Consider the following 21,261-nt stretch of genomic DNA (forward strand, 5'->3'; position numbering starts at 1 on the left):
GGTGAGTGAGATGATGGGAGTACCTCAAAAGAAGGGAGGTAGACAACATCAACAATCCACAACGTAAGCCAGCGAGGAAGTTGAAGGCGGGTGACCATCTGAGGCTCTGGAACGGCAAGACTGCTGAGATTCTGGCGATTGAGGAAGCGGTGAACCAGGTAGGGAGGAAGGCTCTCATCCTGCGGCTGTACAAGGCAGGAACCATGGTTGTTAAGCGGGATAGGTACATGAACATGCACTATCCAGAGTAGTAACTAGAGAGGCAGAAAGCCGATATCTCCAACTCGGAGGTATCGGCCTCTTTCGTTTAGGGGGTCAACAGTAGTAACTCCACCTAGTCGAGATACCCCGTGAACTACCCAGAAAGCTAGGTATCTCGGCTGGAATTCCTTTGAAATTGCCATTCAGTAGCCTTATTCCCCTATTGAATAAAGGAATTAGTGTACCCCAGCCGGCTGAGGTATTCCATATTCAATGGAATAGCAATAGAGAAGTCGGGGAATGCCTTATCGGGTAACCAGGGAAACCCAATCCGCCGAAGGCGGGTATTAGCCTTAACCAGGGCTTGCCCCAAATCTCTCTATCCCTTGGTTTCCTCTGGTCTACTGAATTACTGTCTCTGCAATCATTCATTCCCTGGCTATGCCGGGGAATGTATTCGTTAGGTCTATATCGTTACTTCTATCTGGTTCTTTCTATTTAGTTAGTAGCTCACTGGTGACCTACCCGGTAGCTCACTGGTGACCTACCCCCTAGCTCACTGGTGACCTACCCCCTAGCTCGCTGGTGAGCTACCCCCAGTTTGACCAGGGGGAAGTGCTGGAAGATTCCTGCTGGCCTCAAGGGTGGTTGTCGGCATGTATCCGGTGGTCTTGGGATCGAATGCCTTGTAGTGAACCATGGGAATTGCGCAGTAATAGAAGTTCGACGTTCCAGTGCGGTTCTGTGCAGTCATCCATCCATTGCGAATCAGTTCTTCAATGTATCTCTTAATGGAGGGTACGGACTTTCCCAAATCATCGGCTAGAGTCTTGTGGGATGGAAAAGCCTTTCGATTGGTTCCGGCGTAGTCGTTGATGATCTGCCAAAGCACCTTGGCGTCACTGCTCAATTCAGGGGCTTTGAGTAGGGCTCTCGGCACGACAGTGAAGTGACCTGCCGCGTACTGGACTCCCTCCTTATCAAGGATCATCTCGTGTTCGGCCAGGTTGTATCTAGCTGCCTTCAGCGCTACGGCCTTGTTGTCTGTCATTCCTGGTATCCTTGTCTTAGGTAATTAACTGGTACGTTCATTCCTGGCTCATTCTCTAGATTGCTCTATAGATTCGATGCACTAAACGGTTTCCTTCTCTCCGTACTTTGTTAACCGTTACTGAGGCCATCAGTCAGAAAGTCCCGGCATCCCATAATTGGGAACCGGGACTTTCTTGTTTCGTCTAGTCAATCCGAATGGGTCTCGCGTTCTTCTGCGTAAAGAGAACCCCCGTTGGCTTGTCATAGGTGAAAGACTTCCCTGTCTCGGTCGGCCCCGTATTCTTCAGTTCCTCTAGAGCTTCACTCAGCGCTGCGTCGTAGTCGACTCCTGGGAACTCCCTCTCGAATGCTTCTCTCGCGTACCGCTCCCCGGTATCTCGCAGCTCTGTGAAGAGAGCGGTAGCCGGAAGACTGAGGTTCATGGCTAGCCTTCCAGGACGTAAAGGTGTGTGGTCTTCTCACCCATAAAGCCTTGGGTTGAAGAGGTGAGTTCGTGGACGATGCCGGAAGCCTTGAGGTGTTCCAGAGCTGTACGGAACTCATCAGGCGTAGCGCCGGGAAGAGCCTCAGTGAAATCACGCTCTACCTGATTCGTTACGGCCGGTCTTCCCTGGGAGTCGTACTTACGGATCATGTCGACTAGAGCGGGTCCGGCATGGGTCATAATCGCCTGTGCGCGCTGCTGCTCCTGGTGAGCCGCAATCATTCTGCGCTGCTCATTCTCTAGCGCTTCCTGCTTAGCCTTACGCTCAGCTTCCTTTACCGGATCTAGCCGATCTGCCCAGTAGTTGTGGCTACGCTCTTGGGCTCCGAACGTGAATGGGTTCATAGGGTTGGTCATAGGTTCTCTCCTAGTTCAGTCAAGTGTGTAGCGGTAGGGCTTGTGGTTTCGGTCCACCAAAAGCCTTCCCTGGTTTTCTAGCGCGGTTACTGCTTCTCTAAGGTGTTTGCGGTCCATGCCCCAACCGAGAGCTTCACAAAGCTCATCCTGGGTGAACCTCAGTCCCTCTTCCTCATCCTGGGAGTTCAGGTACAGCCAAAGCATGTTTGCTCTGGCGCTAACCCTTGCCTCTCGTCTTAGCTCGATTACCTCTGTCTGCTCTTCCATCTCATCCTTTCTCTACGCGACTAGGGCCCTCTCTGGCCACTCCACAAGCTCTCTCAGGCACTCTCGGACTCTGTCCGCACTAAGACTTGTCTCATACGCCAGTACGCCCGTAGAGACGCACTCATGGTTTTCATAGTGGGCTCTGATGACGTGTAGCACGGTGAATGCCTCAGGGCTGATCTCTGCAATGCTCTGGCTCATCCCCGTACCTCTACGCAATCCAGCCGGAACGGCGTAGCTCGGCCTTACAAGCTTCCAGGGGTACGTAAGGCACGCGCATTCTGGATAGGTAGTCCTCCCATGCCTCTTCAGTGAGAGGGAGGCCGATTTGCCATGCAGACCACACGACTTTGGCGTGAGTGGACAGGTTCTTGACCTGGTGAATGGGTACGGTGGGTACCGTCGTACGAGGAATCTTAACCGTGTTGGTAACGCTCATAGTTAATTGCTCCAGGGGGTCGATTGGTTTTTATCTCTCCGTCGACCTCACCCTTCTAGGTTCTATTCTCGCATGTATTCATTCAACGATGGTGGGAGCCAGACCACCCCTGACCAGCAAAAAGCCCCAGGAATCACAATCAGTAATTCCCGGGGCTCTTGTCGTTACGGTATGTAAGGTGCAGTTACTCGACCTGTCCGCTATTCGATTAGGGTGTGATTAAGATCACAGACTATGGAGCTGTTCTTGATGCGGTCCCAATGCTAGGTACCGGCGCTACTCGTCCGGCTAGCGCTCCCTTGGCGAAGTTGCCTGAGCGTGACGCGTCGTAGAGCGCCATTCCTCGCTGCTGAAGCCCCTCCCACATCTGGTCCGCCTGTCCGGCGTTCTCTGTGGCCGTTGCTGCCATGCGGTCGACCACGTCAAGGTCTACCGGCTGTCCTGGTCCCATACCCATGTCTCTCTCCTCTGCTCTGTCTCGTCTCTGGGTGCCTCCCTGTCTCCCTCACTATTGTCTCAACTTCTGTACCAACCTTGGGTGCGCCGACCGCGTCTCAAGGGGGTCTCAGATTCTACTCTGGGACAGGAGTCAAGCTGAGACCGTCGAGACCCTGGGCAAGTCGGGTTGAAACCGGACATAGAGACACGCTTCTGAGGGGTCGCGAGACGGGGTCTCGTAATTTAAGTTTTGATACCGGTATCGGAAGTAAGAATGAGACAGGTTGAGACCAGGGGGAGACGATGACCACCTACGAATACGGATACGCCCGAGTCAGCACCACGGCGCAGGACTTGACCCGTCAGCTCGATTGGCTGGCTTCTCAGGGTGTGCCGACTGAGCGCATCTATGCCGACAAGAAAACCGGCAGTGACTTCGAGCGTGAGGGTCTCGCCTCTGTCCTCTCTCAACTCCGTTCCGGTGACGTGCTGTACGTGGCTTCCCTGGACAGGCTTGGGCGCACCATGCACAAGGTCTTGGCTCTGGTTGCCGAACTCAGGGACAAGGGGATTCACCTGGTGATCGGCGGAGCAATGACCATCGACACTCGCGTAGGTGGTCCCGCTACCGATATGGCGCTCTTGATGCTCGGCACGTTCGCTGAGATGGAACTCATCTTCCAGCGCGAGCGCCGTGCCTCTGCGCGCGCTTCCAGGGAGGCCAACGGCAAGTCATGGGGTCGTCCCAGGGAGATTGACCGTGCGGCCGTCCTGGAAGACCTCAACGACGGCATGAGCGTCATGAAGGTTGCGGCCAAGCACGGAATCGGCCGTGCAACGGTCTTCCGTATCAAGGGGGAAGCCAAGGAGAGCTAAGCCCCTCGCGCTTCCTGCACCACTCTGAGCCTCTGCCGACACAGGTAGGGGCTCAGTCGTGTTTCCGGGCGTGATTAAGGCTGTGTGTCCCTGGGGAGAGCCCCGGTAGGCTGTCATGACGGCAGTTCAAGGGTGTCCGGTGTCAGTCCGGCAGCGATAGAGGGAGCGTGTGCTTTGCCGACTGGCAAGGTCAAGTGGTTCAACAGCGAGAAGGGCTTCGGCTTTCTCTCCCGCGACGACGGCGGTGACGTCTTCGTCCATTCCTCGGTCCTCCCCGCCGGAGTCGAGGCCCTGAAGCCGGGCCAGCGAGTGGAGTTCGGGGTCGTCGCCGGACAGCGCGGTGACCAGGCCCTTTCCGTAGTCATTCTCGATCCGACCCCGTCGGTCGCGGCGGCGACCCGTAAGAAGCCGGACGAGTTGGCCTCGATCGTCCAGGATCTGACGACCCTTCTCGAGAACATCACACCGATGCTCGAAAGGGGCCGTTACCCCGACAAGGCCGCCGGCGGGAAGATCGCGGGCCTGCTGCGAGCGGTCGCCGACCAGCTCGACGTATAGAACTGCTGGATTTCTAAGGGAAAGACAGTGCATTCGGGCCGAGGGGCGGCACCAGCCCCTCGGCCGCCGCACGTGTGAGGAGCCCCCGCACCGCCGCATAGCCGTCGACACCGAGATCATGGGTGAACTCGTTGACGTACAGCCCGATGTGCTGGTCGGCGACGCCGGGGTCCATCTCCTGGGCGTGCTCCATGACGTACGGGCGGGAGATCTCGGGGTCGTCCCAGGCGGCGCGTACGGACGTACGGATGGAATCGGCCAGCTTCGTCAGCGTCTGCGCGCCGAGCGATCGCTTGGCGATGATCGCGCCCAGCGGGATCGGCAGCCCGGTGGTGTTCTCCCAGTGCTCGCCCATGTCCGCGAGCTTGTGCAGCCCGTAGTTCTGGTACGTGAAGCGCGCCTCGTGGATGACGAGCCCCGCGTCGACCTTCCCGTCCCGCACGGCGGGCATGATCTCGTGGAACGGCATGACGACGATCTCGCCGACACCGCCGGGGATCGTGTCCGCGGCCCAGAGGCGGAAGAGGAGATACGCCGTCGACCGCTCGCTGGGCACGGCGACGGTACGACCCGTCAGATCCCCCGGCCCACGGGTCAGCACCAGCGGCCCGCAGCCCCGCCCCAGCGCGCCGCCGCACGGCAGCAGCGCGTACTCGTCGAGGACGTACGGCAGCACGGCGTACGACACCTTCAGCGCGTCGAACTCACCGCGCTCGGCCATGCCGTTGGTGATGTCGATGTCCGCGAACGTCACGTCGAGCGCGGGCGCGCCGGGGACGCGGCCGTGGGCGAGGGCGTCGAAGACGAAGGTGTCGTTGGGGCAGGGGGAGTACGCGATCTGCATCGGGTCACCGGTCATGTCGGTTCCAACTCTCCAGTACGGGCGCGAGCTTCCCGAAGCCGTCGGTCAGTGCGGCGAGGGCGTCCGGAATCCGCCAGGCGGCACGGTCACGGGGCCCGACCGGATTGGACACGGCCCGCACCTCCAGCACCGGCACCCCGTGCAGGGCGGCGGCCTCGGCGACCCCGAACCCCTCCATGGCCTCGGCGAGGGCGGTGGGGTGCCGCTCGCGGAGCGCGGCCGCGCGGGCGGCGGTGCCGGTCACGGTGGAGACGGTGAGCACGGCGCCGCGGCGGGCCCCGGTGGCGGCCACGGCGTCCCGTACGAGTGCTTCCGGGGGACGGTGGGTGACGGTCCCGAACCCCAGCTCGGTCACCGGCACAAAGCCCTCGGCGGTCTCGGCGCCCAGATCGGCCGCGGTGATCTCGTCGGCGACGACGAGAGAGCCCACGGGGGCCTCCGGTTGGAAACCACCGGCGATCCCGGCGGAGACGACGAGGTCGTAGGGCGTGCCTGCCAGAGCGGTGGCCGTGGCGGCGGCGGCGAGGGCGGGACCGACCCCGACGGCGACGACGTCGACCGCCACCCCTTCACACGCCCGAGCCACCGCGTCCCGTTCGACCGGGACCGCGGTGGCCACGAGGATGCGCATCGACGTCGCAGCGCTTACGCGTTGTCGTTGACGAGCTTGAAGTTCCAGACGCCCTTGAACTCCTTGCTGGCTCCCGTGGAACCAGGCTTGTCCTGCTGGACGACGCTGATGTACAGCTGCTTCGGCGCGGCCTGACCCTGCTGGCTGGCGAAGAGGTCGACGCCCTGGAAGGAGTAGTACGTCGACGTGTAGACGTCCGTGACCTGCTGGCCGTTGATCCACAGCGCCCAGCCGGTGTCCGCGATCTTCGGGTCGACGCCGATGCGCAGGGTCTCGCTCTGCGGGACGTCGATCGAGTCGGACGCCTTCTTCAGGGCGCACTTGGTGGCCTTTTCCTGGCCCAGGTTGTCGCCGTCCTCCCAGCACTCGGCCTCGGCGCTCACCGAGTTCTTGCCGACCGTGACGGTGGCGCGCGGCGTCGGCTTGTCGCACGCCGACAGGACGAGCAGCCCGGCGGAAACGGCGCCGGCGGCGGCGACGGCGCGGCGGCGTCGCACAGCGGCGCGGACAGTAGCGGCTCCGCCGCGTGGCATGGAGGTCATGGCCGAAGGCTATCGGGCAGTGCCGACCGTGCTGTTACGCGGGGTGCGGCGTGCCGTGCGTTAGGCCACGCGCGTGCGGGGAGCGCCGCCGTGGCGGGCCGAGCTCAGCAGACCCTTCACCGTCGTCAGCCAGCCCACGGCGACGATCGCGGCGGCCACCGACAGGCCCAGGGAGCCGTTGAGGGGCATCACGATGCCGACGGCGCCGCCGAACACCCAGGACACCTGGAGCAGGGTCTCCGAGCGCGCGAAGGCCGAGGTACGGACCTGCTCGGGCACGTCCCGCTGGATCAGCGCGTCCAGGGACAGCTTGGACAGCGCCTGCGCGAACCCGGCGACCGCGGCGAGGACCGCGACCAGGAACGCCCCGAAGAAGATCGCGGCGGTGATCGCGATGCCCAGGACGAACGCGACGACCGTCACGATGATGATCTCCGGAGCCCGCTGGCGCAGCGCCGCCCCCACCGCCGTACCGAGCGCGTTGCCCACGCCGGCCGAGACGACCACGATGCCCAGCGACACCGCGGCGCTCTCCCCGGACAGCGGATGCTCGCGCAGCAGGAACGCCAGGAAGAAGGTCAGGAACCCGGAGAGGAAGCGCAGACCGGCGTTGGCGCCCAGGGCGTGGGTGACCGCGATGCCGACCGTGCGCAGCCCGGGACGCTTGACCGGCCGGAGGTGCGGCCCGTGCAGGTGCTCCTCGTCCGCGGCCAGCAGCGCCACGTCCTCGCCCTTGGCCGAGTCGACCTTCGGCGGCAGGGTGAAGGACAGGAACGTCCCCGCGATGAAGATCACAAAGGCGCCGTAGAGAGGCCAGCGCGGGCCCAGCGACTGCAGTCCCGCGGCTATCGGCGCGGCGATGCCGGTCGCGAGGAGCCCGCCGAGGGTGACCCGGGAATTGGCCTTCACCAGGGAGAAGCGGGGTGGCAGGAGGCGGGGCACCACGGCGCTTCTGACCACGCCGTACGCCTTGGAGGACACGAGGACCCCGAGCGCCGCCGGATACATCTCGATGCTGCCGGTGACGACCGCCCCGGACAGCACCAGCGCGAGCAGGGCCCGGGCGAGCATCGCGCCCGCCATCGCGGCGCGGCGGCCGTGCGGCAGGCGGTCCAGGAGCGGGCCGATCACCGGGGCGAGGACCGTGAAGGGCGCCATGGTGATCGCGAGGTAGAGGGCGACACGCCCGCGGGCCTCGTCCGTGGGAACCGAGAAGAAGACCGTGGAGGCGAGCGCGACCGTGATCATCACATCGCCCGCGCCGTTCACACCGTGCAGCTCGATCAGCTTGCCCAGACCGGACTCCCCGGCTCCGTGGGCGTGCGTGGCCTTGCGGATGCCGCGGGCGGGCCCGGTGACCGGGAAGTGCAGGGCGCGGCCGACCGAGCGGAAGGAGCCGCGCACCCGGCCCGTGCCGTTGCGTCGGCTGCTCCCCTTGATCCCTTTGGCCCCACCGATCCCGGTGGCTCCTTGGGGTGTCTTCGCGGCTGCCACGACGTCATAGTGCCCCGACTGAGGCGTTCGTAGTGCGGTTACCGCGCGTATGGACGCGCATTTACGGACTTGCCGTGGCCATACCGAGACCGGTGCGGGGGTGCCAAACGTCCCGTCGGTGTAGGCCGAGCGCACGCGAGCAGGTAGCGTGCGTATCTCAGCCATCTTGCACAATGGATGGCACAGGTGCGCCCGAGCGTGAGCGGGCGCGGACGTTGACGCGGTCCCCGGGTCCGCTCCGTCCGCCACCCTCGCCCCCGGCGTACGCACCTACAGTGACGGCGTAGGAGAGAAGCGATACCTGTGAGCGCAGCGACCACGCGAAGCCGCACCCCCGACCGCCTGTGCGCCGAGGCCGTCGACCTCGCACGCACCGCAGCCGAGGAGGCGGCGGCGCCCGGCGTCGTCGGTGAGCATGCGGGGCTCGAGTCCGAGGGCGACCGTGTCGTCACGCACTTCTTCGAGTGCAAGGAGCTCGGCTACCGGGGCTGGCGCTGGGCGGTCACGGTGGCGCGGGCGTCCCGCGCGAAGGTGGTGACGCTCGACGAGGTCGTGCTGTTGCCGGGCTCGGACGCCCTGCTGGCCCCCGAGTGGGTGCCGTGGAGCGAGCGCCTGCGCCCGGGCGACATGGGCCCCGGCGACCTGCTCCCCACCGACGCCGAGGACCTCCGCCTGGAGCCCGGCTACTCCGGTGAGGACGAGCCGGTGCCGAGCTCCGCCGTCTCCGAGGAGATGGCCGAGCTGGTGGAGGCGGAGGACGCGGAGGTCACGGCCGGCACGCCGTCGCACCTCCCCATGGCTCCGACCCGGGGTTCGATCGCCTCGGTCGCCGAGGAACTGGGCATGCGCCGGGCCAGGGTCCTGTCCCGCTACGGCCTGCACACCGCCGCGGACCGCTGGGACGAGTCGTACGGCGCCAAGACCCCGATGGCCCAGGCGGCCCCCGCGACCTGCGTCAGCTGCGGCTTCCTCCAGCCGATCGGCGGCTCCCTCGGCCAGGCCTTCGGCGTCTGCGCCAACGAGTTCGCCCCGGCGGACGGCCGCGTGGTCTCCCTGGCGTACGGCTGCGGCGGCCACTCCGAGGCGGCGATCATGCCGAAGCCCCCGCGTCCGGCGGCCCCGGTGATCGACGAGACGAAGGTCGACCCCTTCCCCCTGCGCCCGGCACCGGACTCAGGCTCGGTCCCGGACATCTCGGACGAGGCAGCGGCAGAACTGGGCCACTCGTAGGCCTGCGGCCGCCCGCCGCCCGGAAACGAGTCTGCCGCCGCCCCGAACCGCCCGCCGGGGCCGCCGCCCGCCCTCCAGCCCGTCCGGAGCTTGAGGGCGGGGTCTCGCCGTCCCCGAGCCCCCGCCCACTCGGTGGGGCGCCGCCCTTCCCCCAGCTTGTCCGGAGCTTGGGGGCCTCGCTTCTGGACGCCGGTCCGCGTTTTCAGCCCGTCCGGCGTGTGAGGACGAGGCCCTTTCGGGGCCGACAGCGGGGGTCTGGGGGCGGCAGCCCCCAGGGATGGGACGGGTAGGGGCGGCGGGGGCGGGACCGCATCCGGCAGCGGCTTCGCCGTGGGCCCGCGGCCGCTCCGGCCACACAAGGCCTCCCCGATCTACGATCCCCTCTCCTCGCGGTACCTTCGACCCCACGCCGACGAGGAGAGTGTTGACCGTGAGCAAGTTCGTGCGGCCCGCAGCCGAGGGAGCCGACCCGTTCGGGACCGCCCGTCTCAGGCGGGGGGTGCTCGACACCTGGGCGACCAGCCCCGCCCGGTTCCGTGAGGACGCCAACGCCGAGGAGGACCTCGCCCTCGGCGGCTACCGGGACCGACTGGTCGTCGAGCTCGCCCAGAACGCCGCCGACGCCGCCGCCAGGGCGGGCGTGCCCGGACGCCTCCGGCTCACCCTCCGCGACGGCGTCCTCGTCGCCGCCAACACCGGCGCACCCCTGGACGCGACCGGTGTCGAGTCCCTCTCCACCCTGCGGGCCTCCGCGAAACGGGACACCGCCGCCATCGGCCGCTTCGGCGTCGGCTTCGCCGCCGTCCTCGCCGTCACCGACGAGCCCGCGGTCGTCGGCCGCCACGGAGGGGTCCGCTGGTCCCTCGCCGAGGGCCGGGAGCGGGCCGCCGAGGTCGCCCGCCACAGCCCGGGGCTGGGCGACGAGATCCGCCGGCGCGACGGGCACATCCCGCTCCTGCGTCTCCCGTTCGCCGCCGAGGGCACCGCCCCCGATCCGTACGACACGGCTGTCATCCTGCCTCTGCGCGACCCGGCCGCCACCGACCTCGCCGAGCGCCTCCTGAACGCCGTCGACGACGCCCTGCTCCTCGCCCTGCCCGGGCTGGAGGAGGTCGTGATCGAGACGGACACCACCCGGACCCTGCGCCGCCGCACCGAGGACGTCTTCACCGTCGTGGAGGACTCGCGGGAGGGCACGACCCGGTGGCGGGTCGCCGCCTCGAACGGGCCGCTCACCGCCGACCTTCTCGCCGACCGTCCCGTGGAGGAGCGGCTGCGGCCGCATTGGTCGGTCACCTGGGCCGTCCCCGCCGACGCCGACGGCGCCCCGGCCCGCCCCCGCACCAACCCCGTCGTGCACGCCCCCACGCCCAGCGACGAGCCGCTCGGTGTGCCCGCGCTGCTCATCGCCTCCTTCCCGCTGGACCCCACCCGCCGGCACGCGGCGCCCGGTCCGCTGACCGACTTCGTGGTGCAGCGCGCGGCGGACGCGTACGTCGAACTGCTCGCCGCGTGGCGGCCGGTGACGGCCGGCATCATCGACCTCGTGCCCGGCCCGCTCGGCAAGGGCGAGCTGGACGGGGCCCTGCGGCAGGCGATCCTGGAGCGGCTGCCCCGGACCGCCTTCCTGCCGCCGGCCCTGACCCCCGACCAGGACGACGACCTGCCCGAGGCCCTGCGCCCCAGGGACGCGGAGGTGGTGGAGGGTGCCGGCGCCGACACCGTGCGCGTCCTCGCCGAAGTCCTCCCCACGCTCCTCCCCGCCGGACTCGAACGCCGGGTCGAACTGCGCACCCTCGGCGTCGCCCGCCTCCCGCTCACCGACGCCGTCGACCGGCTGGCCGGGCTGGAGAAGGAGCCGGGCTGGTGGCGCAGCCTGTACGACAGCCTCGCGGGGGTGGACCCGGACCGGCTGTCCGGCCTCCCCGTCCCGCTCGCCGACGGACGTACGACCATCGGGCCCCGCCAGGTCCTCCTGCCCACCGCCGACAGCGTCGTCATCGACCCGGAGGTGCTCGCCCGGCTCGGCCTCAAGGTCGCCCACCCGGACGCCACGCACCCCCTGTTGGAGAAGCTCGGCGCGCTGCCCGCCTCCCCGCGTGCGGTGCTGACCACCCCGCAGGTGCGGGCCGCGGTCGCCGCGTCGCTGGACGACGACGGCGGGGCGTGGGAGGAAGACACCCTGGACGCGGAGGAGCTGGCCGACACCGTCCTCGCCCTCGTCCGCGACGCGGGCCTGGAGCCCGGCGACGAGCCCTGGCTCGGTGCGCTCGCCCTGCCCGACGAGGACGGCGAACCGGCGCCCGCCGGTGAACTCGTCCTCCCCGGCAGCCCGTTCGCGCAGATCATGCGCGAGGGGGAACTCGCCACCGTGGACGCCGAGCTGGCCGAGCGCTGGGGCGAACAACCGCTGGCCGCCTGTGGCGTGCTCGCCACCTTCGCGCTGGTCCGCGCCACCGACGTGGTCCTGGACCCGGACGAACTGGAGCCGCGCGACGGGGACTTCGCCGAGCCGGACGACGCGGGCCTGCTGGACGCCGTGGACGTGTGGAGCGAGGACATCCTCGACCGCTTCCCCGACTCGCCGGTCCCGCCGGTCGCCACGGAACTGATCGCCGTACGCGATCTGGACCTGGTGGACGAGGAGTGCTGGCCGCAGGCGCTCGCCCTGCTCGCCCGGCCGCCGCTGCGGGACGCGCTCACCCAGCCGGTGCGGATCCTGCTGCCGGACGGCACCCATGAGGTCGTACGGCCCTACACCGCATGGTGGTTGCGGGGTCACCCGGTGCTCGACGGCCGCCGTCCGGCCGGTCTGCTCGCGGCCGGAGGGGACCCGCTGCTGCGGGGTCTGTACGACGAGGCCGACGCGGCCGGATTCGACGACGAGCAGGTGCTGCGGGCGCTCGGCGTGCGGACGTCGGTGGCCGCGCTGCTGGACGAGCCGGGTGGGGCGGCGGAGCTCCTCGACCGCCTCGCCGACCCGTCACGTGAGGTGACGGGGGCACAACTGCACGCCCTCTACGGCGCGTTGGCCGACCTGGATCCCGAGCAGGTGACCCTGCCCGACGAGCTGCGGGCCGTCGTCGACGGGCGGGTCGAGGTGGTGGACGCGGCCGACGCCGTGGTCGTCGACTCACCCGACCTGCTGCCCTTCACCGGGGGCATGCCGCTGCTGCCGGTGCGGCCGGCGCGCGCCGCCGAGCTGGCGGAACTGTTCCAGGTGCGGCGGCTGAGCGAGTCGGTCACCGGGTCGGTGGACTCCGAGGGCGCCGAACACGACGTACCGGAGCCGGTGCGGGTGCTGCTCGGGTCGCGGACACCGACGACGTACGTCGAGCACGAGGAACTCGTCGTGGACGGCGTGGAGTTGGACTGGCGGCTGACCAACGACGGTGTCCTGCACGCCTCGACGCTCGAAGGCGTCGCCGCCGGACTCGCCTGGGCGGCCGGGCAGTGGCCGCGTCGTTTCGAGGTAGCGGCGCTGATGGAGGACCCCTCACGGACGGCGGAGTTGGCCCGCGACCGGTGGTTCGACTGATCTGTGCAGGTGATCTTTAAAAAGCTCGCACAAATTTCTCACCACTCGTACAACCATTCACTCGCCTCACGAATCTGATCACGTGAGTCAACAGACTCCTTGATCACTTGGGCCCCGGCGTGTAGGCGATCGCCGTGGGGGACGACGACCGTCGGGGCCCTTTCTCCACGCGGGGATCGCATGCGTATACGAGCCATCGGGGCTGCCGTCACCGGCGCCCTGGCCCTTTCCGCCTTCGCTGTGCCTGCCGCGCAGGCGGACGGCAGCCAGGGTGACATCAAGATCACCAAGGTTGTCGTCGACGGTGACAACAAGGTGTCCATCGGTACCTCGGCCGCGAAGACCATCAAGGTCAGCGTGACGGCCACGGACAACTCGGGCATCGCCGGCGCCGAGGAGTTCGACCTGGTCGGCCCCGGCACCGGCTACCTGTCGACCGGCAAGCCGACCTGCACGGCCGCCAGCGCCACCACGTCGACCTGCACCGCGTCGGTGACGGTGGACCCGCAGACGGACTACCTCAGCAACGCCAGCGCCGGCACGTGGTACGTCGGCGCGTGGGTCGACGCCAAGGACGACGACTACGTCTGGAAGGAGAAGGCAGGGTCCTTCAAGTTCCAGCGTGCCGCCAAGCTCACGGCGAACGCCTCGCCCGAGCCGGTGAAGAAGGGCAAGACCATCACGGTCACCGGCAAGCTGACCCGGGCCGACTGGGAGGCCTACCCGCTTCCCAAGTACGTCAACTACGCCGGCCAGTCGGTGAAGCTGCAGTTCCGCAAGAAGAGCTCCAGCACGTACACCACGGTCAAGACCATCAAGTCGAACTCGACGGGCAACCTGAGCACCACGGTCAAGGCGTCGGTCGACGGCTACTTCCGCTACTCCTTCGCGGGCACGACGACCACCGTGGCGGTCAACGCCACCGGTGACCTCATCGACGTGAAGTAAGCGACAGCGGTCCCTGTACCTCCCCATCGGGTCCCGGCGTGTCCGGGGCCCGGTACCTCCCACATTCTCTTCCTTGAGGAAACACATGCGTATTCGCGCCACCGTGGCCGCCGTCTCCGGCGCCCTGGCCCTGTCCGCCCTCGCCGTGCCGGCCGCGCAGGCCGACGAGCGGGTCCCCGTCGGCGTCTCCGCCGCGCACGAGGCTGCCGCGGCCGCCTCCGGCAAGTCCGCGTTCGCCACCGCCGTGGACGGCACCCCCTACGCCCTCGACGCCTCCTTCTCCAACGTGAAGGTCAACAAGGCCAAGAACATCGTGGTCGGCACCACCAGCGTGGTGAAGGTCCCGGTCTCCTTCACGCTGAACCACGCCGCGGACGTCGACATCTACGCCGACGACTTCTTCGGCGGAGTCGAGCTGTACCGGGGCACGGACTTCTACAACTCCATCTGGTGGTTCGACAGCGGCGACGCGAACTGCACGGACGCCTCCGCGACCGTCGCCAACTGCACGGCCACCGTCGAGGTCGACCCGGCGGACCTGCTGAACGAGGACGCCGGTTCCTGGAAGGCCGCCGGCTTCGCCGTCGCGTTCAACGGCGAGGACCCGGAGAACCCGAACCTGGACAACGTCGGTGTCGCCGTGACCGACAAGACCAACGCGTTCAAGCTGCAGCGCCTCTCCAAGCTGACGGTCAACGCCTCGCCGGAGCCGGTGAAGAAGGGCAAGACCATCACGGTCACCGGCAAGCTCTCCCGCGCCAACTGGGACACCGCCAAGTACGCCGGCTACACCAGCCAGTCGGTGAAGCTCCAGTTCCGCAAGAAGAGCTCCAGCACGTACACCACGGTCAAGACCATCAAGTCGAACTCGACGGGCAACCTGAGCACCACCGTCAAGGCGACGGTCGACGGCTACTTCCGCTACTCCTTCGCGGGCACCACGACCACCCCGGCGGTCAGCGCCACGGGTGACTTCGTCGACGTGAAGTAAGCAGAGCCCCTACGACACGCCGGTCCCGGAAGCCGTCCGGGGCCGGCGTTCGTGCTTGGTCATGCGGAGCCCAACGGATTCCCTCGGAATCTCTCCAAGATTCAAGCATTGTGCAGGCTAGGACAAAATCCGGACCCACTCGTACAACTCACCCCGGGTGTCACGGATCTGATCGCGTGGGTCAACAGACTCCTAGATCACTTCTCCCCCTGGGGAACGCACATGCGCAACAGAGCCACTCTGGCCGCCGTCTCCGCCGTGACCGGCGCCCTGGCCCTCACCGCCCTCGCCGTCCCGGCCGCGCAGGCCGCCACGACCGCCGGGCCCGCCGTCACCTTCTCCGAGCTCAAGGTGAACAGCGGCAAGAACATCGTGGTCGGCACCACGACCCAGGTCACGGTCTCCGCGACCTACACCGTGACCAAGCCCGCGACCCTGGCCGCGAGCTCCTTCCAGACCGGCCCCGTTCTCTACCGTGGCGACACCATCGGTGTGAACTCCGACGACCTCCTCCTCGGCGACGACCCCGGCACCTGCACGGCGTCCTCCTCGACGGTCCTGAAGTGCACGGCGAAGATCCAGTTCCGTCCGGACGGCTCCGAGGAGGACGGCGACCTCGTCAACGCCGAGGCGGGCAGCTGGAAACTGGGCGCCCTCGCGGCCGACGACAACGGCGGGCTCACCTGGCAGGGCGGCCTCGGCACCACCAAGCTCCAGCGCAAGTCCACCCTCACCGTCAACGCCTCGCCGGAGCCGGTGAAGAAGGGCAAGACCATCACGGTCACCGGCAAGCTGGCCCGCGCCAACTGGGACACCGCCAAGTACGCCGGCTACACCGGCCAGTCGGTGAAGCTCCAGTTCCGCAAGAAGGGAAGCACCACCTACACCACGGTCAAGACCATCAAGACCAACTCGACCGGCAACCTCAGCACCACGGTCACGGCCTCGACCGACGGCTACTACCGCTACAGCTTCGCGGGCACGACCACGACCCCGGCAGTGAGCGCAACGGGCGACTACATAGACGTCCAGTAGAGCGCCCCGTAGGGGGCGTGGGGAACTGCGCGACCAGCCACAACGGCGCCGCACCCGGCACACAGCAGCAGCCCCCACCCCCCTCGGCTCCAGCCCAGCGCTAAGCGGACACGCGGCGGTCGACCCACTTCCACGTCAACTCCAGGACGGCCGCCGCCACCACCGAGATGCCCACCGCGATCCACGGCATCGTCACCCCCACCAGCTTCAGCGCGAAGAAGTCCTGAAGCCACGGCACCACCAGCACCAGCAGGAACCCCGCACCCATCGACGCCACCAGCGCCACCCGCCACCAGGTGTAGGGCCGGGCGATGATGGCGAGCACCCACATCGAGATCAGGAACAGGGTCAGCGTGGCGACGCTCGTCTCCGCGTCCAACGCGCCCTTGCCGGTGTAGTGGTGACGGGCGATCAGATAGGTCACGAAGGTCGCGACCCCGGCCAGCAGCCCGCCGGGGATGGCGTACCGCATGACCCGCCGCACGAAGTGGGGCTTCGCCCGCTCCTTGTTGGGCGCGAGGGCGAGGAAGAAGGCCGGGACGCCGATCGTCAGGGTGGACAGCAGCGTCAGATGCCTCGGCAGGAAGGGGTACTCCACCTGCCAGCACACCACCAGCACCGCCAGCAGTACCGAGTACACCGTCTTCACCAGGAACAGCGTCGCCACCCGCGTGATGTTCCCGATGACCCGGCGCCCCTCCGCGACCACCGAGGGCAGCGTCGCGAAGCTGTTGTTGAGCAGCACGATCTGCGCCACCGCCCGGGTCGCCTCGGAGCCGGAGCCCATCGACACCCCGATGTCGGCGTCCTTCAACGCCAGCACGTCGTTGACCCCGTCGCCCGTCATCGCGACCGTGTGCCCGTGGGACTGGAGCGCGCCCACCATGTCCCGCTTCTGCTGCGGGGTGACCCGCCCGAACACCGTGCCCTCGTCGAGGGCCTTCGCCATGCCCTCCTTGTCGGCGGGCAGGGCGCGCGCGTCGACCGTCGCCCCGGTCAGCCCGAGCTTCCCGGCCACCGCGCCCACCGACACCGCGTTGTCACCGGAGATGACCTTGGCCCGGACGTTCTGCTCGGCGAAGTACCGCAGGGTGTCGGCCGCGTCGGGCCGCAGCCGCTGCTCCAGGACGACGAGGGCGGTGGCCCGAGAGCCCTGGGCCACCTCCGGCTCGTCCAGGTCCCGCACGGTCCGCGTCAGCAGCAGCACGCGCAGGCCCTGCTCGTTGAGCCGCTCGGTCTCGGCGAGGGCGGGGTCGTCCGCCGCGAGCAGCACGTCGGGCGCCCCCAGCAGCCATGTACTCGATTCCCCGTTGCCCTCGCTGAGGGTCGCCCCGCTGTACTTGCGGGCGGAGGAAAAGGGCAGCGACTCGGTGCAGCGCCAGTCCTCGGCGTCCGGGTAGGCGTCGATGATCGCCTTCAGGGACGCGTTCGGCCGCGGATCCGACTCGCCCAGGGCGCCCAGCACCTTGCGTACATACGACTCGTCGCTGCCGTTCAGCGGCCGCAGCTCCATGACGTCCATGCCGCCCTCGGTCAGCGTGCCCGTCTTGTCGAGGCAGACCGTGTCGACGCGGGCGAGACCCTCGATGGCCGGCAACTCCTGGACGAGGCACTGTTTTCGGCCAAGTCGGATGACTCCTATCGCGAAGGCGACCGACGTCAGCAGGACGAGCCCCTCGGGCACCATGGGGACGATGCCGCCGACCGTGCGGGCGATGGAGTCCTTGAGGTCGTTGCTCTTGACGACGAGTTGGGTGATGACCAGGCCGGTCGCGGCCGGGATCATCATCCAGGTCACGTACTTGAGGATCGTGGAGATGCCGGAGCGCAGCTCTGAGTGGACGAGGGTGAACCGGGAGGCCTCCTCGGCGAGTTGGGCGGCGTACGCCTCACGCCCCACCTTGGTCGCCCGGAACGCCCCGCCGCCCGCGACGACGAAGCTGCCGGACATGACCTCGTCCCCGGGCTGCTTGACCACGGGGTCGGCCTCGCCGGTGAGCAGCGACTCGTCGATCTCGAGACCGTCGGCCTCGACGCACACCCCGTCCACGACGGCCTTGTCGCCGGGGCCGATCTCGATGAGGTCGTCCAGCACGATGTCGGAGGTGCTGACCTCCAGGGCCACCCCGTCCCGCCGTACCGTCGGCTTGGCCTCGCCGATCACCGCGAGGGAGTCGAGGGTCTTCTTCGCCCGCCACTCCTGGATGATGCCGATACCGGTGTTGGCGATGATCACGTACCCGAACAGGCTGTCCTGGAACGGCGCGACGAACAGCATGATCAGCCAGAGCACACCGATGATCGCGTTGAACCGGGTGAAGACATTGGCGCGGACGATGTCGGCCATCGACCGGCTGCTGCGCACCGGGACGTCGTTGACCTGACCGTTCGCGATCCGCTCGGCCACCTCGGTGGCGGAGAGCCCGGTCGCCGCCGTGGCGGGGACGGGAACGGGATGCACAGGATCGAGTTCGGCGCCCGCGTCGATGTGCGTCATGCGTTCGACGGTACGTGCGGATTTACGGCTTCACACGCCGAGTGGCCGGAAGATCCGACCTGGGTAGGACGGACCGGCGGGGGAGTGGTGCCGTGGTTGTACGGGACGCCCCTCACTCCGCCGCAGGAGCCTCGGCGTCCTCGGCCGCTGCCGCCGCCCGCTTGATGGCGGTGTCGCGCCTCTTGACGAAGTAGACGCCGTACAGCCCCAGCCCGGTGCCGGCCAGGCAGGTCCACACCCACCAGGCGTGTCCGCGGTCGTCGAACCAGCCGTAGAAGGGGAGCTGGACGAGGAAGAGGACGAACCAGAGGATCGTGCCGCCGATGATGGTCGGCACGATGGGCCCCTCCAGGGGCTCCGGTGCCTCGTGCTTGGGGGTCCACTTCGCCATGGACCACAGCTTACGAGGTGATCAGTTCTACGCGCGGAGATGGTGGAGTGCCGCCTTATATGTTCATACTGAAACGGTTTGCCTCTGACCACTTCTCATCGTAGGAAACACCAAAACATGTCCACCTCGGCCCCCGCCAAGGTCCCCGCGCCCGATCAGCCGGGTGGTGCGCCCGCATACGGCGCCCTCGACCGTTACTTCAAGATCTCCGAGCGGGGCAGCACGCTCCCCCGCGAGGTCCGCGGCGGTTTCGCCACCTTCTTCGCGATGGCCTACATCATCGTGCTGAACCCGATCATCCTGGGCAGCGCGAAGGACATGTACGGCAACCAGCTCGACAACGGTCAGCTGGTGACGGCCACCTGTGTGACGGCGGCGTTCACCACGCTCCTCATGGGCGTCATCGGCAACGTCCCGATCGCGCTGGCCGCCGGCCTCGGTGTGAACTCGGTCGTCGCCCTCCAGCTCGCGCCCCGGATGTCCTGGCCGGACGCCATGGGCATGGTGGTGCTCGCCGGCTTCATCGTGATGCTGCTGGTCGCCACGGGTCTGCGCGAGCGCGTCATGAACGCGGTCCCCTTCGGTCTGCGCAAGGCCATCAGCATCGGTATCGGCCTGTTCATCATGCTGATCGGCCTCGTCGACTCCGGCTTCGTCTCCCGTATCCCGGACGCCGCCCAGACCACCGTCCCGCTCCAGCTCGGCGGTAACGGCCACCTCGACGGCTGGCCGGTCCTCGTCTTCATCCTGGGCGCCCTGCTCACCCTGGCGCTCATCGTCCGCAAGGTCTCCGGCGCGATCCTCATCTCGATCGTCGCCATGACCGTCGTAGCGATGATCATCGAGGCCGTCGCCAAGGTCCCGTCCTGGGGTCTGACGACGCCGAAGTGGCCCGGCAACCCGGTCGCCACCCCTGACTTCGGGCTGCTCGGCAAGGTCAGCCTGTTCGGCGGCTTCGACAAGGTCGGCGTGCTGACCGGCGTCCTCTTCGTCTTCACGGTCCTGCTGTCGTGCTTCTTCGACGCGATGGGCACGATCATGGGCGTCAGCGACGAGGCCAAGCTGACCGACGCCCAGGGCCAGATGCCCGGCATCAACAAGGTCCTGTTCGTCGACGGCCTCGCGGTCGCAGCGGGCGGCGCCAGCTCCTCCTCGGCCACCACCGCCTTCGTGGAGTCCACGGCAGGTGTCGGCGAGGGCGCGCGCACCGGTTTCGCGAACGTCGTCACCGGTGGCCTCTTCGCCGTGGCGCTGTTCCTGACCCCCGTGGCCACGATGGTCCCGTCCCAGGCGGCGACCCCGGCGCTGCTCGCGGTGGGCTTCCTGATCCTGTCCAACTCGGTCAAGGAGATCGACTGGGCGGACTACACGATCGCCATCCCGGCCTTCGTGACCATGGTGATGATGCCGTTCACGTACTCGATCACCAACGGCATCGGCATGGGCTTCATCACCTTCGTGGTGCTGCGGCTGGCGGCCGGGCGGGGCAAGGAGATCCCCGCCGCGATGTATGTCGTCGCCGCCGTCTTCGCCTTCTACTACCTGATGCCGGCCCTGGGCCTCACGTGATCCGCAGGGGTCACGTGACCCCGTAGAACTTCTCCGTCTCCTCGACGGCGGTCTGGAACCGCTCGTCGAAGTCATCCCGGATGAGCGTTCGGACGACATAGTCCTGGACGCTCATTCCCCTTTTCGCCGCATGGTCCCGGAGCCGTTCGAGCAGCTCCCCGTCTATCCGCAGGCTGAGCACGCTGGTCCCCATGTACACGAGGGTCGCGGGCGTCGGCGGGTGGCGTTCACATTCCGCTGCCGTCTCACTCGTACGGGTGATGATCCTGTTTTAGTGGCCCGCCTCACGGGAATCCTCGCGCGCGCCAGCTTGTTTAGCGAGAGTAATGAGTTACGCTAAAGAGATGCCGGACCTTACGCATGGCGACGACGCTGCCGCCGTGAACTCCCTACGCTCCGCCGTGATGCGACTCTCCCGTCGGCTCAAGCACCAGCGGGTCGACGAGTCGCTGAGCCCCACCGAGATGTCGGTCCTGGGCACCCTCTCCATCTGCGGCAAGGCCACCCCGGGCGAGCTCGCCCGCAAGGAACATGTGCAGCCGCCCTCGATGACCCGCATCGTGGCGCTGCTGGAGGGCAAGGGACTGGTCCGTCTCGAGCCGCACCCCGAGGACCGACGCCAGAAGGTCGTCACGAAGACGGAACAGGCCGAGGCGATGCTCGCCGAGAGCCGCGCCAAGCGCAACGCCTTCCTGGCCACCCTGGTCGACGGACTGGACGAGGACGAGTGGGCCAAACTGCGTGCCGCCGCCCCCGTGCTGGAGAAGCTCGCACACCTGTAATCCGTCCTGAGGAGGCGAATCCTTTTGAGTACGGGATCCGGAGCAGACTCCGCCCCCGCACCGTCCACCTCTACCCCC

19 protein-coding genes are annotated in these 21,261 nt (G+C 67.3%); 9 read left to right on the forward strand and 10 right to left on the reverse strand.

Annotated features, from left to right (window positions below):
- Positions 1–775: 775 nt before the first annotated feature.
- The 3 genes from ACWD3I_RS03970 to ACWD3I_RS03980 form a co-directional block, all read right to left on the reverse strand.
- The gene (locus ACWD3I_RS03970; RefSeq protein WP_365396987.1) at positions 776–1,252 is read right to left on the reverse strand and encodes a helix-turn-helix domain-containing protein; all 477 of its coding nucleotides are present in this window, start codon (positions 1,250–1,252) and stop codon (positions 776–778) included.
- A gap of 426 nt (positions 1,253–1,678) precedes the next feature.
- Positions 1,679–2,095 (reverse strand): hypothetical protein, encoded by a 417-nt coding sequence (locus ACWD3I_RS03975; protein WP_365396984.1) that lies wholly within the window; start codon positions 2,093–2,095, stop codon positions 1,679–1,681.
- Between the two features lie 15 nt (positions 2,096–2,110).
- Positions 2,111–2,362, reverse strand: coding sequence for a hypothetical protein (locus ACWD3I_RS03980; protein WP_365396981.1), 252 nt, complete (start codon positions 2,360–2,362; stop codon positions 2,111–2,113).
- Between the two features lie 1,180 nt (positions 2,363–3,542).
- Between ACWD3I_RS03980 and ACWD3I_RS03985 the strand changes: the two genes are divergently transcribed.
- Positions 3,543–4,115 (forward strand): recombinase family protein, encoded by a 573-nt coding sequence (locus ACWD3I_RS03985; protein ID WP_365396978.1) that lies wholly within the window; start codon positions 3,543–3,545, stop codon positions 4,113–4,115.
- Between the two features lie 174 nt (positions 4,116–4,289).
- Positions 4,290–4,673 carry a cold-shock protein gene (locus ACWD3I_RS03990; protein WP_323185146.1) on the forward strand — a complete coding sequence of 128 codons (384 nt, stop codon included), beginning with the start codon at positions 4,290–4,292 and terminating at the stop codon, positions 4,671–4,673.
- A 13-nt stretch (positions 4,674–4,686) separates the two neighbouring features.
- Here ACWD3I_RS03990 and ACWD3I_RS03995 read toward each other — a convergent pair whose 3' ends face one another.
- The 4 genes from ACWD3I_RS03995 to ACWD3I_RS04010 are packed head-to-tail and all read right to left on the reverse strand — an operon-like array spanning position 4,687 to position 8,202.
- Positions 4,687–5,532: a 1,4-dihydroxy-6-naphthoate synthase gene (locus tag ACWD3I_RS03995; RefSeq protein ID WP_365396973.1), complete on the reverse strand. Its 846-nt coding sequence runs from the start codon at positions 5,530–5,532 to the stop codon at positions 4,687–4,689.
- Positions 5,522–6,166 (reverse strand): futalosine hydrolase, encoded by a 645-nt coding sequence (locus ACWD3I_RS04000; RefSeq protein WP_365396970.1) that lies wholly within the window; start codon positions 6,164–6,166, stop codon positions 5,522–5,524. Before ACWD3I_RS04000 ends, ACWD3I_RS03995 begins: the two co-directional genes overlap by 11 nt.
- Before the next feature lie 14 nt (positions 6,167–6,180).
- Positions 6,181–6,708 (reverse strand): hypothetical protein, encoded by a 528-nt coding sequence (locus ACWD3I_RS04005; protein WP_365396967.1) that lies wholly within the window; start codon positions 6,706–6,708, stop codon positions 6,181–6,183.
- A gap of 60 nt (positions 6,709–6,768) precedes the next feature.
- Positions 6,769–8,202: an MFS transporter gene (locus ACWD3I_RS04010; RefSeq protein WP_365396964.1), complete on the reverse strand. Its 1,434-nt coding sequence runs from the start codon at positions 8,200–8,202 to the stop codon at positions 6,769–6,771.
- A gap of 303 nt (positions 8,203–8,505) precedes the next feature.
- Here ACWD3I_RS04010 and ACWD3I_RS04015 point away from each other — a divergent pair, with 303 nt between their 5' ends.
- The 5 genes from ACWD3I_RS04015 (at position 8,506) to ACWD3I_RS04035 (ending at position 15,944) form a co-directional block, all read left to right on the forward strand.
- Positions 8,506–9,432 carry a DUF3027 domain-containing protein gene (locus tag ACWD3I_RS04015; protein ID WP_365396961.1) on the forward strand — a complete coding sequence of 309 codons (927 nt, stop codon included), beginning with the start codon at positions 8,506–8,508 and terminating at the stop codon, positions 9,430–9,432.
- A 430-nt stretch (positions 9,433–9,862) separates the two neighbouring features.
- A complete protein-coding gene (locus tag ACWD3I_RS04020; protein ID WP_365396958.1) occupies positions 9,863–12,970 on the forward strand; it encodes a sacsin N-terminal ATP-binding-like domain-containing protein in 3,108 nt (1,035 codons plus the stop codon).
- A gap of 180 nt (positions 12,971–13,150) precedes the next feature.
- Positions 13,151–13,918 (forward strand): calcium-binding protein, encoded by a 768-nt coding sequence (locus ACWD3I_RS04025; protein WP_365396955.1) that lies wholly within the window; start codon positions 13,151–13,153, stop codon positions 13,916–13,918.
- Between the two features lie 85 nt (positions 13,919–14,003).
- Complete coding sequence (locus ACWD3I_RS04030) at positions 14,004–14,909, forward strand: hypothetical protein (protein ID WP_365396952.1); 906 nt, start codon at positions 14,004–14,006, stop codon at positions 14,907–14,909.
- Positions 14,910–15,131: 222 nt separating this feature from the next.
- Positions 15,132–15,944: a hypothetical protein gene (locus tag ACWD3I_RS04035; RefSeq protein ID WP_365396949.1), complete on the forward strand. Its 813-nt coding sequence runs from the start codon at positions 15,132–15,134 to the stop codon at positions 15,942–15,944.
- Positions 15,945–16,044: 100 nt separating this feature from the next.
- Here ACWD3I_RS04035 and ACWD3I_RS04040 read toward each other — a convergent pair whose 3' ends face one another.
- A complete protein-coding gene (locus ACWD3I_RS04040) occupies positions 16,045–18,441 on the reverse strand; it encodes a cation-translocating P-type ATPase (RefSeq protein ID WP_365396946.1) in 2,397 nt (798 codons plus the stop codon).
- Positions 18,442–18,553: 112 nt separating this feature from the next.
- Positions 18,554–18,832, reverse strand: coding sequence for a DUF2530 domain-containing protein (locus ACWD3I_RS04045; RefSeq protein WP_365396943.1), 279 nt, complete (start codon positions 18,830–18,832; stop codon positions 18,554–18,556).
- A 117-nt stretch (positions 18,833–18,949) separates the two neighbouring features.
- Here ACWD3I_RS04045 and ACWD3I_RS04050 point away from each other — a divergent pair, with 117 nt between their 5' ends.
- Positions 18,950–20,401, forward strand: coding sequence for an NCS2 family permease (locus tag ACWD3I_RS04050; protein ID WP_365396940.1), 1,452 nt, complete (start codon positions 18,950–18,952; stop codon positions 20,399–20,401).
- Positions 20,402–20,411: 10 nt separating this feature from the next.
- Here the strand turns inward: ACWD3I_RS04050 and ACWD3I_RS04055 are convergent, their stop codons facing one another.
- Positions 20,412–20,600, reverse strand: coding sequence for a ribbon-helix-helix protein, CopG family (locus ACWD3I_RS04055; RefSeq protein WP_327717787.1), 189 nt, complete (start codon positions 20,598–20,600; stop codon positions 20,412–20,414).
- A 145-nt stretch (positions 20,601–20,745) separates the two neighbouring features.
- On the opposite strand from ACWD3I_RS04055, the gene ACWD3I_RS04060 reads away from it, so the two are divergent.
- Positions 20,746–21,183 (forward strand): MarR family winged helix-turn-helix transcriptional regulator, encoded by a 438-nt coding sequence (locus ACWD3I_RS04060; RefSeq protein WP_046259087.1) that lies wholly within the window; start codon positions 20,746–20,748, stop codon positions 21,181–21,183.
- Positions 21,184–21,261 lie beyond the last annotated feature (78 nt).

Source organism: Streptomyces sp. NPDC002817, assembly GCF_053592055.1.